The sequence below is a fragment of the Flavobacterium laiguense genome (genome assembly GCF_003097655.1).
In the GTDB taxonomy this organism is placed as follows: domain Bacteria; phylum Bacteroidota; class Bacteroidia; order Flavobacteriales; family Flavobacteriaceae; genus Flavobacterium; species Flavobacterium laiguense.
In genome coordinates, this window is sequence record NZ_QCZH01000001.1 from 280,412 (window position 1) to 296,437 (window position 16,026).

The 16,026-nt window shown below is 36.7% G+C and carries 13 protein-coding genes; 9 read left to right on the forward strand and 4 right to left on the reverse strand.

Annotated elements, in window-relative coordinates; all coding sequences use genetic code 11:
• Positions 1 to 250: 250 nt before the first annotated feature.
• Together DB891_RS01245 and DB891_RS01250 are read left to right on the forward strand one after the other, a co-directional pair.
• Positions 251 to 976 carry a metallophosphoesterase family protein gene (locus tag DB891_RS01245; protein WP_116760322.1) on the forward strand — a complete coding sequence of 242 codons (726 nt, stop codon included), beginning with the start codon at positions 251 to 253 and terminating at the stop codon, positions 974 to 976.
• 43 nt (positions 977 to 1,019) lie between these two features.
• Positions 1,020 to 1,544 carry a DUF6646 family protein gene (locus DB891_RS01250; RefSeq protein WP_116759775.1) on the forward strand — a complete coding sequence of 175 codons (525 nt, stop codon included), beginning with the start codon at positions 1,020 to 1,022 and terminating at the stop codon, positions 1,542 to 1,544.
• A 69-nt stretch (positions 1,545 to 1,613) separates the two neighbouring features.
• Here DB891_RS01250 and amaB read toward each other — a convergent pair whose 3' ends face one another.
• On the reverse strand, positions 1,614 to 3,167 hold the full coding sequence (gene amaB, locus DB891_RS01255) for an L-piperidine-6-carboxylate dehydrogenase (protein ID WP_116759777.1): 1,554 nt from the start codon (positions 3,165 to 3,167) through the stop codon (positions 1,614 to 1,616).
• Between the two features lie 260 nt (positions 3,168 to 3,427).
• Between amaB and DB891_RS01260 the strand changes: the two genes are divergently transcribed.
• Entirely contained in the window at positions 3,428 to 4,387 is a 960-nt protein-coding gene (locus DB891_RS01260) for an MBL fold metallo-hydrolase (RefSeq protein ID WP_116759779.1), read from the forward strand.
• A 275-nt stretch (positions 4,388 to 4,662) separates the two neighbouring features.
• Positions 4,663 to 5,229 carry a hypothetical protein gene (locus DB891_RS01265; RefSeq protein ID WP_116759781.1) on the forward strand — a complete coding sequence of 189 codons (567 nt, stop codon included), beginning with the start codon at positions 4,663 to 4,665 and terminating at the stop codon, positions 5,227 to 5,229.
• 14 nt (positions 5,230 to 5,243) lie between these two features.
• Here the strand turns inward: DB891_RS01265 and DB891_RS01270 are convergent, their stop codons facing one another.
• Positions 5,244 to 6,356, reverse strand: a complete 1,113-nt coding sequence (locus tag DB891_RS01270; protein ID WP_116759783.1) for an endonuclease/exonuclease/phosphatase family protein — start codon at positions 6,354 to 6,356, stop codon at positions 5,244 to 5,246.
• 240 nt (positions 6,357 to 6,596) lie between these two features.
• Between DB891_RS01270 and DB891_RS01275 the strand changes: the two genes are divergently transcribed.
• The 5 genes from DB891_RS01275 to DB891_RS01295 all read left to right on the forward strand — a co-directional run bounded on the left by DB891_RS01275 (position 6,597) and on the right by DB891_RS01295 (position 11,879).
• On the forward strand, positions 6,597 to 7,502 hold the full coding sequence (locus DB891_RS01275) for a S66 peptidase family protein (protein WP_116760324.1): 906 nt from the start codon (positions 6,597 to 6,599) through the stop codon (positions 7,500 to 7,502).
• A gap of 126 nt (positions 7,503 to 7,628) precedes the next feature.
• Positions 7,629 to 7,988 carry a YraN family protein gene (locus DB891_RS01280; protein ID WP_116759785.1) on the forward strand — a complete coding sequence of 120 codons (360 nt, stop codon included), beginning with the start codon at positions 7,629 to 7,631 and terminating at the stop codon, positions 7,986 to 7,988.
• 108 nt (positions 7,989 to 8,096) lie between these two features.
• Positions 8,097 to 8,753: an aspartate kinase gene (locus DB891_RS01285; RefSeq protein ID WP_116759787.1), complete on the forward strand. Its 657-nt coding sequence runs from the start codon at positions 8,097 to 8,099 to the stop codon at positions 8,751 to 8,753.
• A 203-nt stretch (positions 8,754 to 8,956) separates the two neighbouring features.
• Entirely contained in the window at positions 8,957 to 11,062 is a 2,106-nt protein-coding gene (locus tag DB891_RS01290) for an FAD-binding and (Fe-S)-binding domain-containing protein (protein ID WP_116759789.1), read from the forward strand.
• Positions 11,063 to 11,162: 100 nt separating this feature from the next.
• Positions 11,163 to 11,879, forward strand: a complete 717-nt coding sequence (locus DB891_RS01295) for a (Fe-S)-binding protein (RefSeq protein WP_116759791.1) — start codon at positions 11,163 to 11,165, stop codon at positions 11,877 to 11,879.
• Positions 11,880 to 11,966: 87 nt separating this feature from the next.
• Here the strand turns inward: DB891_RS01295 and mfd are convergent, their stop codons facing one another.
• Both mfd and DB891_RS01305 read right to left on the reverse strand, forming a co-directional pair.
• Positions 11,967 to 15,245, reverse strand: coding sequence for a transcription-repair coupling factor (gene mfd / locus DB891_RS01300; RefSeq protein WP_394335983.1), 3,279 nt, complete (start codon positions 15,243 to 15,245; stop codon positions 11,967 to 11,969).
• A gap of 82 nt (positions 15,246 to 15,327) precedes the next feature.
• The gene (locus DB891_RS01305) at positions 15,328 to 15,942 is read right to left on the reverse strand and encodes a hypothetical protein (protein ID WP_116759795.1); all 615 of its coding nucleotides are present in this window, start codon (positions 15,940 to 15,942) and stop codon (positions 15,328 to 15,330) included.
• Between the last annotated feature and the right edge of the window lie 84 nt (positions 15,943 to 16,026).

Here is a 16,026-nt window from a genome sequence, read left to right on the forward strand (position 1 = left end):
AAGAAAAAAATTTAATTAATTGATATTCAATACGTTTAATAAATAATTATAAAGATTAAAAGAAGGCATTAAAAAATTGTAATTTAAAAACCCTTCTTTTTCTAGTAGTTTAGAAAACAAGAATGATCAGTTTCTAAAATTAATCTGTTTTACCTAAAATCAAAGTTGATTATCTCAAAAGGTAAAAAAATAAAAAAACAACACTTCTTTTCTCCTATTTTTGTAAAAGAACAATTTCAGAATGAATTACATGAGAACATTAGTAATTGGTGACATACATGGTGGTTTACGGGCTTTACATCAAATTCTGGAAAGAGCCAAGGTAACCCCAAAAGATAAACTCATATTCTTGGGCGATTATGTAGACGGGTGGAGTCAATCCCCACAAGTGATCGATTTTTTGATTGAAATGAAAACTACTCACGATATCATTTGCATTCGGGGTAATCATGATGAATTGTTAGAGGAATGGCTCAGCGAAAGCAAAGACAATTTGTTGTGGTATAACCATGGCGGTGAAGCAACCGTTTTGGCTTATGAAACCGTATCTTCCGAGACCAAACAAAGGCATATTAAATTCCTGAAATCTTTAGAAAATTATTATTTGGACGAGCAAAACAGATTGTTTATTCATGCAGGTTTCACCAATATGAACGGGGTTAATTTTGAGTATTTCCCTAAATTATTTTACTGGGACAGAACACTTTGGGAAACCGCATTGGCATTAGACAAAAGTATGAAACCCTCTCATCTATTGTATCCAAAAAGGTTCATTCAATACAACGAAATATACATTGGACACACCCCTGTTTCACGTATAGGAGCAACAATTCCGGTACAAATGGCCAATGTTTGGAACATCGATACTGGTGCCGCATTCAAAGGCCCTTTGACAATTATCGATGCCGATACCAAAGAATTTTGGCAAAGCGAACCCTTACCTAGTTTATATCCTAATGAAAAAGGACGCAATTAAATCAAAATACTATCTTTGCCGAAAATTATTACCTATTTATTTTATGAAAAAAATTATTACACTTGTGTTTTTGGCGTCTTTTGGTTTAACAAATGCACAACAGGCTTTTAAGGGAAAAGGAGATGCTAAATTTAATGTTGGAGCAAACATTCAAGATGGAGGGTCTGGGATTCAAGCTTCCGCAGATTTTGGCCTTGGCGAAAATTTCTCTTATGGATTTGTGGCCACTTATTTATTAGGAGTAGATGAGTTTTCAGGTATCTATGGAGAAAACACTTATGCTAACGTAAAACCAGAATTTGAAGATCGTGTTGATGCGAAATTTAGAATTAATGCTAATTTAAGCAGTGTAATTGGTGTAGAACAATTAGATATCTATCCAGGTTTGAGCTTAGGATTACACAATTTTGGAGGTCATCTTGGTGGCCGTTACTTTTTTACTGAAGGTTTTGGTGTTTTTACTGAACTTGGCTTCCCAATTGCAAAATACAGCGATGATAAAGAAGTATTCGATCATTTAAACAATCAAGTTACCTTTAGCATAGGCGCTTCATTTAATTTAGATTAAACCTTAAATCTCAAATAAAAAGTGGCTTGTTAACTAAAACAAGCCACTTTTTTTATGCCTTAAAATTACTTACAAATCAAATTTGATTCCTTGTGCCAAAGGCAAACTTGTAGTATAATTGATTGTATTGGTTTGACGACGCATGTAGACTTTCCAAGCATCAGAACCTGATTCTCTACCTCCACCCGTTTCTTTTTCTCCACCAAAAGCACCACCAATTTCGGCTCCAGAAGTTCCGATGTTTACATTGGCAATTCCACAATCCGATCCTACTACAGATAAGAAATGTTCGGCTTCACGTAAATTGTTGGTCATAATCGCTGATGATAATCCTTGGGCTACTCCGTTTTGAACATCGATTGCATTCTCTACTGTTCCTGAATATTTGATTAAATATAAAACTGGAGCAAAAGTTTCGTGTTGTACAATTTCGAATGAATTTTGTGCCTCAGCAATTGCTGGTTTTACATAACAACCACTTTCGTACCCTTCTCCAGAAAGTACACCACCTTCAACAAGAATTTTTCCTCCTTCGGCTACTACTTTTGTCAAAGCATTGGCATACATTTCAACTGCATGAGTATCAATTAGTGGTCCAACATGATTGTTTTCGTCTAATGGATTTCCAATTCGCAATTGCCCGTAAGCAGCCACTACAGCATCTTTTACTTTGTCATAAACACTTTCGTGAATAATCAAACGACGAGTCGAAGTACATCTTTGTCCAGCAGTCCCTACCGCTCCAAAAACAGCACCAATGACAGTCATTTTGATGTCGGCATCTGGCGTTACAATGATAGCATTGTTTCCACCTAACTCCAATAATGATCTTCCCAAACGACCCGCAACATCTTGCGCCACGATTTTCCCCATACGAGTAGAACCTGTAGCAGAAATCAAAGGGACACGCTTATCGGCAGTCATTAATTGACCTATTGTATAATCTCCGTTAATCAAACAAGAAATACCTTCTGGAAGGTTGTTTTCTTTAATCACCTCAGCAATAATGTTTTGACAGGCAACTCCACACAAAGGTGTTTTCTCTGATGGTTTCCAAACACAAACATCTCCACAAATCCATGCTAAAGCGGTATTCCATGCCCAAACAGCTACCGGGAAATTGAAGGCTGAAATGATTCCAACAACTCCTAGCGGATGGTATTGCTCATACATTCTATGTCCAGGACGCTCAGAATGCATCGTCAATCCGTGCAATTGACGAGATAATCCCACTGCGAAATCACAGATGTCTATCATCTCCTGAACTTCTCCATATCCTTCTTGCAATGATTTCCCCATTTCGTAAGAAACCAATTTTCCTAAAGCCTCTTTATTTTTACGCAATTTATCCCCAAACTGACGTACAATTTCTCCACGTTGTGGTGCTGGCATCAATCTGAATGTTTTAAAAGCTTCGGTTGCCGTTTGCATTACTTTTTCGTAATCGGCAGCTGTACTCATTTTTACAGAAGCGATTAGCTTTCCGTCTACTGGTGAATGACTGTCCAGTATTTCTCCATTTGAAAAATGGTTAATACCTGTTGAAGTCCCTTCGTTTATGGCTTTAACTCCCAATTGCGCTAATGCCTCTTTCATCCCGAATTGTTCTGCTATTGTTATCATTGTAACTATTTTGGTTAAATTTGTTATATTTTTGTGTAAAGATATTATTTTAAGCTTAATTAGAAACACTAGAGATGTTAAAATCAAAGTACGGATAGACAATTAAGATTCAAAAACATACAGACGCATATTAAAAAAGCGAGTAAATTTATACTTTTTTGACGGGTTGCTGTTCTTTTTTATAAAAAAAAGAATTCAGTAAAAAAGAACAAAGTATTTTTATAATCTGAAATACAATTTAAAATAATACCCTTTTGACTATGAATACCATTAATCGATACCTTATTGGTTTGCTTTTGATAACTATCCAGTTGTTTGCTCAGCAAAAACAAAATACTGCCTTTGAAGTAGTCCCACTGGGAGTTAGAGGTGGAATTGACGAAAAAAATCTTTCGGCCTATTTGGTTGCACCCATTCACACTCATGATTATATCTGTCTCGATGCGGGAACCATAAATTCTGGAATTGAGAAAGCGATAACTAATAAAGTCTTTAACGTTTCACCAGGCGAAGTTTTAAGAAAATACATTAAAGGCTATTTTATTTCTCATGCCCATCTGGATCATGTTTCGGGGTTAATCATTAACTCGCCAGCAGATTCTTCTAAAACGGTTTATGCCACCAAAAAATGCATGGAGACAATGGAAAACCATTATTTTAACGGAGAGGCGTGGGCTAATTTTGGTGACGAAGGTCTGGGCTTTAAATTAAAGAAATACCATTTTCAGACTCTTGTTGTTGGAGAAGAAACCAAAATCACCAATACCACAATGACCGTAAAAGCGTTTGCGTTAAGTCACGGAAACCCTTTTGAAAGTACTGCTTTTTTAATTCAAAACGGAAATGACTACGTTCTGTATTTAGGTGACACCGGCCCTGATTCGGTAGAAAAAAGTGACAAACTAAATCTTTTATGGCAAACCATCACTCCTTTGATTCAAAACAAACAATTAAGAGGGATTTTTATTGAAGTTTCGTTTCCGAATGAACAACTGGACTCCTCATTATTTGGTCATTTAACTCCCAATCATCTAATGAAAGAACTCCATGTACTCAGCGGATTGACCGGAAATGAGACCTTGAAAAATTGCAAAATTATCATTACTCATTTAAAACCTCCAACCCAGAATATTCTGAAAATCCAAGAGCAATTGCAAAAACAAAATGATTTAGGTTTACAGCTCCTATTCCCAGAACAAGGAAAGCGTTTTGAATTGTAGACATTCTATAACACTATTTTAAACCATTGAGAGATTAAGGTTCATTAAGTTTTATCTTGACAGTAAGTTGAGAAAATAATCAACCGAAAACTTAGAACTGTAACAAATTCTAAAAACAAATGTCTATTATATAAAAACAAACATTTTCTATCAAAAAAAAATTATGAAATCGCCATGACAACAGCTGTCGTAAAAACCAATGAAGATCTGGCGACCCGAGCGATAGCGAACTGGCGAAGCATACCATATTCCAACAAAAACAATATTATCTACATATGAAACCAAAAAACATTTGCTTAATCGGATTGTCATTTTTTGTTATAAGTTACATCATGTTTTCCCAAGGTTCTAAATTAGATTATTTTAAAAAACCTATAGATTTTGCACATTGGTTTAACTTAATTGGAGCAATATTGTTAATCTCATTTAATAAAGTATTCCCAAAAAATAATCTTAATGCTGTAGCCTCTCTTTTAACAACTTTAGGAGTTATTGCTCACATAGGTCTTTGCACTATTGACTTTATAATGTGGAGTTTTGGGAATGACGAAATTGCTAAAATGGAATTAAGCAACCATATAAGTAATACTCCATCTATTTTATACCCTTTTGTCATTATTGGACCATCTTTGCTCTTTGTAGGATTAGCAGCGCACGCATTAAATTTCATCAAAACCCATACTGTGATTGCCGCAATGGTTATTGTTGGGGCACCCTCAGTAGGTTTTTCATTTTTTGTATTGAAAAATGGAATTCTTATGCTATTAAGCTGCGTACTTTTTGCACTAGGATTAGTTTTGCTTCTTTATAGAAAAGAAAACGTAAAAATTCTAACTGAATAAAAACTAGCAAAGCTTTATTTTTTCTCTTTTATCAAATAAATATAAACGGGAAAATGGTCACTAAAACCAGTTTCAGTAAGTGAATGCCGTAACGGATAGCCTTTGTATTTCCCGGATTGTTGAATTAAAAAAGGCTTGTTGTAAATTCCAGCTTTCCAATATTGAAACGAGCTGTAGTCCTTTTGCAATAGCGATTCCGAAATCAGGATTTGGTCAAAAATATCCCAGGAATCCCGAAAAGCAATCGTCCCCAATCCTTTATTCGCCATTTCTTCGAATGGATTGTAAATCCCAAATAGCTGAACTTCTTGCATTTTGCCTTTGGCTCCAAGTGCTTTTTTTACACTATTATTAAAAGGACTGTCGTTTAAATCTCCCATGGTAATTATCTTGGCAATGGGGTTGATGTGCTGCAAAGAATCTATAATTTTTCTGTTTAAAGCTCCCGCAGCCTCACGAAATGGACTTGTTTTTTTCTCACCTCCAGCTCTTGACGGCCAGTGGTTAACTATTATATGAATCTCTTCCCCATTCAAAAAACCGGTTACCAGCAATTGATCTCTGGTGTAAACTCGATGATTTTTGGTGCTGACTTGGATAACATCTTCGGTTTCTAAATCCTCTTGAGATTCCTTTTTGGACATTTCCTTAATTGGTTGTTTCTCTTTATAAACGTACAAAGGAATATTGCTGGAACTCGTGGGCTGGAATTGCTTTTTTTGAAACAATAAGGCAACGTCGATTCCTCTTTTGTCGGGGGAATCAAAATGAACTATCCCATAATCCTTGTCAATCAATTTGGGTTGCTTGATTAAATCTTCCAACACCGTTCGATTTTCAATTTCGACACCACCAATAAATGTTGGGGAATTCGAATTTTCGGAAGTTCCGATTTCGGATAAAACACGGGCTAAATTTTCTAATTTTTGATGGTATTTTTTAGTGTTCCAATGTTGGTCTCCCGTTGGCGTCCATTCCTCGTCATTCGTAATTGGGTCATTAATCGTGTCAAAAAGGTTTTCAAAATTGTAAAAAGCTACCGTATGCAACGCAAAAGCCTTGGTTTGGGCATGGCCTTTGGATAGTAATAGAAATAAAATCAGATAAAAAAAGGTCTTTTTGGGCATCTTTATTCTTTTTAAATTTTGTTTGCGTAAAGTAAATATAGTAATTTGATTACAATTATTTGTCTTGTTTCAGAAATGTATATCTTTGCTTTAACTCAGATTCCCTATAACAATTCATTTTCCAAAAAATACAGCATGAATACCAATCCATTTTCTTTTATTCAAAAACAATGTGTTTTGTATCCGATGCTATTCCTTATTTTTGTTTTACAAGCTATAAACAGTCAAGCACAAACTACTATGATTACACCACCTTATTTACAAAAAGGAGATACCATTGCAATTGTGGCAACAGCCCGAAAAAATGTTGATGACAACTTAAAACCAACCATAGATTTATTGCATTCTTGGGGATTGGAAGTCGTTATTGGAAGCACCATCGGACTTGATCTAAATCAATTAGCGGGTACAGATGAACAACGTGCTGCCGATTTACAACACCAGATGGATAACCAAAATATCAAAGCGATTTGGTGTGCTCGCGGGGGCTATGGAACGGTACGAATCATTGATTTATTGGATTTTACCAAGTTCAAACAACACCCAAAATGGATTGTAGGTTTTAGCGACGTTACGGTTTTACACAACCATCTCAACACCATGGGATACAAATCCATTCATGGAACCATGCCGGTTAGCGTCGAAAAGACTGCTCCAGAATCTATAGCAACTTTGAAAAAAGCATTGTTTGGTTCACCTTTAGAGTATCAAATCGACCCATTCCCGATGAATCGTTTTGGAAAAGCAACGGGCGAATTAGTGGGTGGAAATTTGTCTATTTTATATAGTTTAATGGGATCTAAATCGGCTATTGATTGCACCGATAAAATTTTATTTATAGAAGATCTGGACGAATACCTTTATCACATTGACAGAATGATGATGAACCTAAAACGCAATGGTTGTCTCGAAAGCATCAAAGGAATCATTGTGGGTGGAATGACAAAAATGAAAGACAATGACATTCCTTGGGGGAAAAATGCGATGGAAATTGTTCAAGATGTGACCCAAAAATACAATATTCCCATACTTTACAATTTCCCTGCAGGACATGTTCATGACAATAGAGCCTTGATTATGGGGAATATTGTGAGTATGGATGTGAATGAAAATTGTAATACCGTAGTTTTTGAAAAAAGAAAATAGAGAATAGAGTAAAGAAAATAGACTTTGCGATAACTAGATAATCTTACAAATTAGTTAAACTCCATTTTTAAATCTATTCTATGTTCTTTTCTCTATACTCTAACTTCTAACCTCTAACTTCAAAAAATGGCTGCACACAACGAACTTGGCAAACTTGGAGAAGATCTGGCGGTAGAACACCTTCGGGAAAACGGTTACGAAATTCTGGAAACCAATTGGACTTTCCAAAAAGCGGAGATTGACATCATTGCCATAAAAGAAGGAATCCTTGCCGTTGTCGAAGTAAAAACACGTTCATCCCTAGAATTTGGATTGCCACAAGATTTTGTAAAACCAAAAAAAATTCAGCTTTTGGTCAAAGCAGTCAACGCCTATGTAAATCGAAAAAATTTGGACATTGAAGTCCGTTTTGACATCATTGCCATCCATAAAGAAGGCAAATCCTTTGCAATTGAGCACCTTATAGACGCTTTTTATCATTTCTGATAAAAAATTAATAATGTTGTATTTGTAACAAATTGTTTTTTTATGTATCTTTGCCTAGATTTTAGACCCAAAACTAAGTATTTACTACGTAAAAATCCCTAATACATTATGAAAACAGTATCTTCAATTGTAGAAAATTACATTAAAACAAAACCGTTTTTATTAAACGCATTATCACTTGGCATCATCAACTTGACATCTTTGTCTCGAAATATTATGATCGAATTGGAAAGTGAATTTGGCAAAGAAGTAAAACAAGGGGCTGTGGTTATGGCACTTAAAAGACTAACTGAAGAATTGGATTTTAGATTGAATCATAAAATCAATAAAGTAATTAAAAACATAGGGGAGATAACAGTACGATCTGCTTTGACGGATTTTACTTTTGCTGTTTCGGATACCGTATTAAACAAACAAGCCGATTTGATTACAGACATTAATGCTTTACCCGATATTTTTTATACCTCATCCAAAGGGGTAAATGAAACCAATATAGTGGTAAGCAATAGCGTGAATCATCTAGTTGAAAAACATTTCGCTTCTGAAAAAATGATTCAGAAACTGGATAATTTAGCTTCTATAACGGTAAAATTACCCAAAGAAAACATTACCGTTCCCGGAATTTACTATTTCATCTTTCAGCGTTTGGCTTGGGAAGGAATCATTATCAATGAGGTAATTTCGACTTCCAATGAATTTACTATTTTGGTAAGCGAAGATGAAGTGGATGTAGCTTTTAAAGTTATCAAAGATTTGAAAAATTAAGACTTATCTTTTTATAATTGAAAACGAGGCTAACTGCTTCGTTTTTTTTTGGCGCGGGTTTAAAGATTATTTCATCTCCATTAGAAAAGATCAAGAAACTTTAAAAAAACATTTACTAATCCCTAAATTTACATTTTAATCATTAAAGGTTCAGAATATTTCTTTGTGAAATAAAAACCGGATTATCTATAAAATGCAATCGTATGTTAGCTCCTTCTTATCAAAAGTTTAAAGATATTGTATCGGCATCTATTGATCCCAAACGTATTTTGACCAATCCGTTGCAAACGCTTGCTTATGGAACCGATGCCAGTTTTTATAGACTCATTCCCAAAATTGTAATTCTTGCCCACAATGAATCGGAAGTTATTGAAATTATAAAGCAAGCTAAAGCATTCGATATTGCACTAACTTTTCGTGCTGCTGGAACCAGTTTATCAGGTCAGGCCATTACGGATTCGGTTTTGGTAGTTGCCACTCACGGCTGGAAAAGCTTTGAACTTTTAGACAACAATCAAAAAATTAAGCTCGAACCCGGTATTATTGGTGCCAAAGCCAATAATTACTTAGCTCCTCATGGTTTGAAGATTGGACCTGATCCTGCATCAATCGGAGCATGCATGATTGGAGGAATCGTAGCCAACAATGCCAGCGGTATGTGTTGCGGAACGGCTCAAAACTCCTATCAAACAATAGCCGATATCCGAATTGTACTGAATGACGGAACTATTCTAGATACAGCAAATTTCGATAGTGTAGCTGCTTTCAAGAACAATAAAAAAGGGTTGATTCAAGAAATTGAAAGTCTTAGAGATGAGATTAAAAGCAACGATGCACTTTATAAGCGCATCCTAAATAAATTCAAAATAAAAAACACCACAGGTTATAGCATCAACGCCTTGGTTGATTATGAGGATCCAATTGACATCATCAAACATTTGATGGTGGGATCTGAGGGGACTTTGGCTTTTATTTCGAATGTGACTTTCAAAACGGTTATTGACGAAAAATACAAATCCTGTTCTTTGCTCTTCTTCCACACCATTCAGGATGCTTGCAATGCGACTATATTGTTAAAATCAAGTCCAGTTGCAGCAGTAGAATTATTGGATAGGGAGTCCATTCGTTCTGTCGAAAAAGATGATGATGCACCCGATTATTTTAAAACGTTACCCGAATCGGCCTGTGCTTTATTGGTGGAATGTCGGGACAATGATTTGGCTGTTTTGAATCAGAAACAAGAAACTATTCGACTGCAAATTCAATCCATTCCTACCTATACGGATTATGAATTTACGAGCGATCCCAAACAATATTATTTTAATTGGAAAGCTCGAAAAGGGTTATTGCCAACGGTTGGTGGGCTACGAAAAAACGGTACGACCGTTATCATTGAAGATGTTGCCTTCCCTTTGCCTCAATTGGCAGATGCTTGTTTGGCATTGAAAGATTTGTTTAAAAAATACGAATACCACGATGCCGTTTTATTTGGCCATGCCTTAGAAGGAAACCTGCATTTTGTATTCTCCCAAGACTTTTCGAATCAAGCCGAAGTAGATCGTTACGAAAAACTGATGTCAGAATTGGCTATTTTGGTTGTAGATCGTTTTGGTGGTTCCCTAAAAGCCGAACATGGAACAGGACGTAATATGGCTCCTTTTGTAGAAAAAGAATGGGGAATAGCGGCCTACGAAATCATGAAACGCATCAAAAATATTTTTGATCCAAATAATAAAATCAATCCCGATGTGATAATCAATCCGGATCCCAAAGCACATCTCAAAAATTTAAAACCGTTACCAGAATCTAATGCTATTATTGACAAATGCATAGAGTGTGGTTTTTGTGAACCGTATTGCGTTTCGGAAGGTTTGACATTATCCCCTCGACAACGTATTGTGATCGCCAGAGAAATTAGCCGATTGGAAAGTACAAATGATGACCCACCACGATTGGCAGATATTCGAAAAGATGTCACGTATCAGCTGGACGAAACCTGTGCAACCGATGGGCTTTGTGCCTTGGCATGCCCCGTGCATATCGATACAGGGAAATTTGTGAAAGAATGGCGAGCCTCCAAACTGGATTCTGGCGATAAAAAAGTAGCCGCTTACATTGGCTCACACATGGCAGGAACTACGGCGATTTTGAGAGTTGGATTGAAAATGGTTTCCTTTTTTCACTCCATATTAGGAACTACTATTATGACAACATTATCCAATGGTTTCCATTTTATAAGTTTTGGAAAAGTTTCCAAATGGATTCCCGAAATGCCAAAAGGAGCTAATAAAATAAACACGAAAAATTGACCGCAAATTCGCAGATTAATTTTTTTATTTTCAATAAAGATTTGCCAGATTTATAATTAAAAAATCTGCGAATCCGCGGTTAAACTTTTAATAAAAAACAATGAGTGCAACACCCGATTTAAAAGTAGTTTACTTCCCCTCTTGCATCAATAGAAGTATGGGTAAAAATAGTTTTCAAAACTCAGACGATCTTCAATTGACAGCGCTTACCCATCAATTGTTGGTACGTGCCGGTTTTACGATAATTTATCCCGAAAACATGTACACCCATTGTTGTGGCATGCCGTTTTCGAGCAAAGGTTTTGCTGAAGCCAACCACGCACAATCGGAGGCATTGGAAAAAGATTTATTGAAAGCTTCAGAAAACGGAAAATATCCCATATTGTATGACATGAGTCCTTGCTTTTATCATTCAAAAGAGGAGTTTTCGAAAACGCTAAAAATTGTGGATCCTATCGAATTTATGCTCGATTATGTCATGCCGCAATTAACGATAAAAAATAAAAAAGACACCGTAGCGGTTTTCCCGGTTTGTTCGGTTAAAAAAATTGGAAAGATGGATCAACTCCTTGCCTTATCCAATCTGTGTGCTGATAAAGTTACCCTTATCGACAGCAATTGTTGTGGTTTTGCGGGAGACAGAGGTTTCCTGGTTCCAGAATTGAATGAATACGGATTGCGCGAATTGAAACAACAAATCCCCGCCAACTGTAAAGAAGGCTTTTCTACCAGCCGAACTTGCGAAATAGGTTTAGAAAAAATGAGCGGTATTGATTTTAAATCAATTTTTTATTTGATTGAGGAAGTGACGCGGTAGATGAATTTTAAATATTCACTTCCCATTTATAAACACAAATTTCACAAATTCTCATTAACTAATTGGTGGAAATTCGTGTTTTAAAAATTACTCCCCTCCCAACATCTCCATCAATTCCAAAGCTCTCCTAGTACTCTTCACATTCTCAAAAGTCAACAATAGTCTCAAACCTGCTGGCGTTTGTTTTTCTTTCATTACACAAATACTGCTGTGGGTTTGCACAAACTGAATCACTTTATGGAAACGAGCGGAATGGTAATAATCGGATTGTTGATCAGACACAAAATAGCCAATCATCTTGCCTTTTTTCATCACCAGTTTTTCGATACCCACTCTGGTAGCAATCCATTTGATGCGAATGCTGTTCATTAAAGCAAGAGCACGCGGTGGCATTGGACCAAAACGGTCAATCAATTTATTTTGAAAAACAACCAGTTCCTCTTCGTTTTTCACGTTACCCAACTCGTTGTACAAACTCAAACGTTCAGTAACATTATTGATATATTCGTCAGAAAACAACAGCTCAAAATCGGTGTCGATTTGCAGATCTTTTACATATTCCTTGGTTTCGATATTGCTTTCTTCGGGATACAAATCCTTGAATTCATTTTCCTTCAATTCCTCGATGGCTTCGTTCATGATTTTTTGATAGGTGTCAAAACCAATGTCGTTGATAAAACCGCTTTGCTCTCCGCCCAATAAATCCCCGGCACCACGAATTTCAAGATCTTTCATGGCAATGTTCAATCCGCTTCCCAATTCGCTGAATTGCTCCAAAGCCTGAATTCGTTTTCGGGCATCTTCGGTCATGTGAGAATACGGCGGACAAATAAAATAGCAAAACGCTTTCTTATTGCTACGCCCTACTCGACCACGCATTTGATGCAAATCAGACAAACCGAAATTATTCGCATTATTGATAAAAATGGTATTCGCATTCGGTACATCCAATCCGCTTTCGATAATGGTTGTGGCTACTAGAACATCAAATTCACCGTTCATAAAGGCAAGCATCAATTCCTCGAGTTTGGCACCTTCCATTTGTCCGTGACCAATTCCCACTCGGGCGTTTGGCACTAGGCGCTGAATCATCCCCGCAAATTCCTTGATATTTTCGATTCGGTTATTGATAAAGAAAACCTGTCCGTTTCGCTGAATTTCATACGAAATCGCATCCCGAATCAACTCTTCATTAAAACCAACCACATTGGTTTCGATAGGGTATCTATTGGGAGGAGGTGTCGTGATTACCGATAAATCGCGTGCTGCCATCAACGAAAACTGTAAGGTTCTCGGGATTGGAGTAGCCGTCAATGTCAATGTATCTACATTCGCTGCAATGGTTTTAAGTTTATCTTTTACGTTAACCCCAAATTTTTGTTCCTCATCGACAATCAACAATCCAAGGTCCTTGAAAACTACATTTTTGTTAACCAATTGGTGTGTTCCTATGACAATGTCGAGTTTTCCTTCGGCCAATTGTTTTAGCGTTTCAGCTTTTTGTTTGGCGGTTCTAAATCGGTTCAAATAACCAACCGAAACTGGCATATCTTTTAGCCTTTCGGTAAAAGTACGATAATGTTGGTAGGCCAAAATAGTGGTTGGAACCAAAACCGCCACTTGTTTTGAATTATCAACCGCCTTGAAAGCCGCACGAATGGCGACTTCGGTTTTACCAAAACCTACATCCCCACAAACCAAACGGTCCATAGGACGCTCGCTTTCCATATCGGCTTTGACTTCCTGCGTTGATTTGGTCTGGTCGGGCGTATCTTCATAAATAAACGAACTTTCCAACTCGTTTTGCAAATAACTGTCGGGGGCAAATTGAAACCCTTTTTCCAAACGGCGTTTGGCATACAATTGGATCAAATTGAATGCAATATTTTTAACCCTTGCTTTAGTTTTTTGCTTTAAAGTCTTCCAAGCATTCGACCCTAATTTATAAATTTTTGGTGGTGTTCCGTCTTTTCCGTTGTATTTCGAAATTTTATGCAATGAGTGAATACTCACATACACAATGTCATTATCGGCATAAACCAGTTTGATGGCTTCTTGCGTTTTGCCTTCAACCTGTATTTTTTGCAACCCGCCAAACTTCCCAATTCCGTGGTCGATATGCGTTACATAATCGCCTACGGATAGAGTCGTGAGTTCTTTTAAGGTCAGGTTTTGCTTTTTCGAATACCCATTTTTGATGTTGAATTTATGATAGCGTTCAAAAATTTGATGATCGGTATAACAGCAAATTTGGTTTTCCTGGTCGATGAACCCTTGGTACAAAGGCAATACGATGGTCTTGTATTGTTTTCGAATATTCTCGTGATTGCTTTCGTCTAGCGTTTCAAATATATCATGAAAACGTTTGGCCTGCGCCTCATTCGAACAAAACAAATAATTTTGATAGCCGTTAAAGTGGTTCTCGCTCAAATTATTCAACAATAAATCAAACTGTTTGTTGAATGACGGTTGCGGCTGAATGTGAAACTCGAACTTCTTGGCAATTTTAAAAACCGGCTTCGAATGAAATTCTACAATCGAAAAATCCAAGGCTCTTTTTACAAATGCCTTTTGATTCAAGAACAATTGTTCCGGCGTGGCGTGTTTGATATCCTTGGACAATTTCTCAAAAGCTTCTTCGGCTCTTCCAAATTGCTTGTCCAATTCGTATAAAAGATTCTCGGTATTTTGAAAAAGCAAAACTGTTTTCTCCGCTATATAATCTAAAAAACTCTCCCTGTTTTCCTGAAAAATTTTATTTTCAACGTTCGGAATAATGGTGATTTTTTTCTGCTTTTCTAATGACAATTGAGTGCCCACATCAAAACTACGGATGCTTTCGACCTCATTTCCAAAAAATTCTATTCGGTACGGATTGTCATTCGAAAACGAAAACACATCGACTATTCCTCCACGAACCGAGAATTCGCCCGGTTCCGTGATAAAATCAACCCTTTTGAATTCGTATTCAAACAAGACTTCGTTCAGGAAATCAATCGAAATTTTATCGCCGATTGCTACTTTCAATGTATTTTTATCCAAATCCTTTCGGGTCACTACTTTCTCAAAAAGCGCCTCGGGATAGGTAACGATGACAGCGGGTTTTTTACGGGAATTGATTCGATTGAGTACCTCAGCTCGAAGCAAAACATTCGCATTGTCGGTTTCCTCTATTTGATAAGGACGACGAAAAGAACCTGGATAAAACAAAACATCCTGTTCGCCAATCATTTGTTCGAGGTCGTTTAAATAATAGGCCGCTTCTTCTTTGTCATTCAAAACCAACAAAAAAGGAAGCTCTGATTTCTTAAAAAGAGATTGAATCACAAACGAAGCTGCCGATCCCAACAAACCCTCCAATTGCATTTTTATCTGATTGTTTTCCTGCAAACGAGCTACAATTTGTGCCGTTTTTGGAGACGAATCATAAACCGAATATATAGTGGATTTACTCAATGCGTGGTGCGTTTGGATTAACTGGAATCACAGGATTCCCAGACTGAATGGCTCTTGTGGTATCCAACATCATTAATAATTCGGACTCCCCAACTTCCAATGGAATTTTACTTTTCTCGACGATTTTATCCATTTGTCTTTGCAAAGAAACCAATCCGATATTAATCTCTGAAACGAGCTTGGTCACTTTTTTATCCGAAACCTTATCCAAATTAATGTATAAATCCAACATTTGAACTTGAGTGATTAAAGTCGCAATTCGGCTTCGTATCTGTGGAGTGTCAAATTGGGATGGAATGTTGTTATTCAAAGCCATCGCTTTGGCCGATAAAGCTTTGGCTTTCTTTTGAAAAGCGCCAATTGTTTTCTTCGGCTTTATGGACAATTCATCCATAAAGGCGCGCCATTCTGTCCAGGTCGCCAAAGTAGCTTCGGAAGTCGAATTGATGGGTGTGTCATGAAAATTCCACCCTTTATTTATGGTTGTAAAAATTAATTCCTTCTTTTTTGCATCCCTTAAGTTATCGGCAAGACGTTGTTCGTTGTCATTTTTACACGAAAACTGCATCAAAAGCACCAAAAAAAGTAGCGTTAATTTATTGTTCATTTCTCATTATTTGAACCACAAAGTTACAAAGTAAATTTACAATGGCAATCGTAATTTCAATGTCAATGTCAATGACAATTTCAA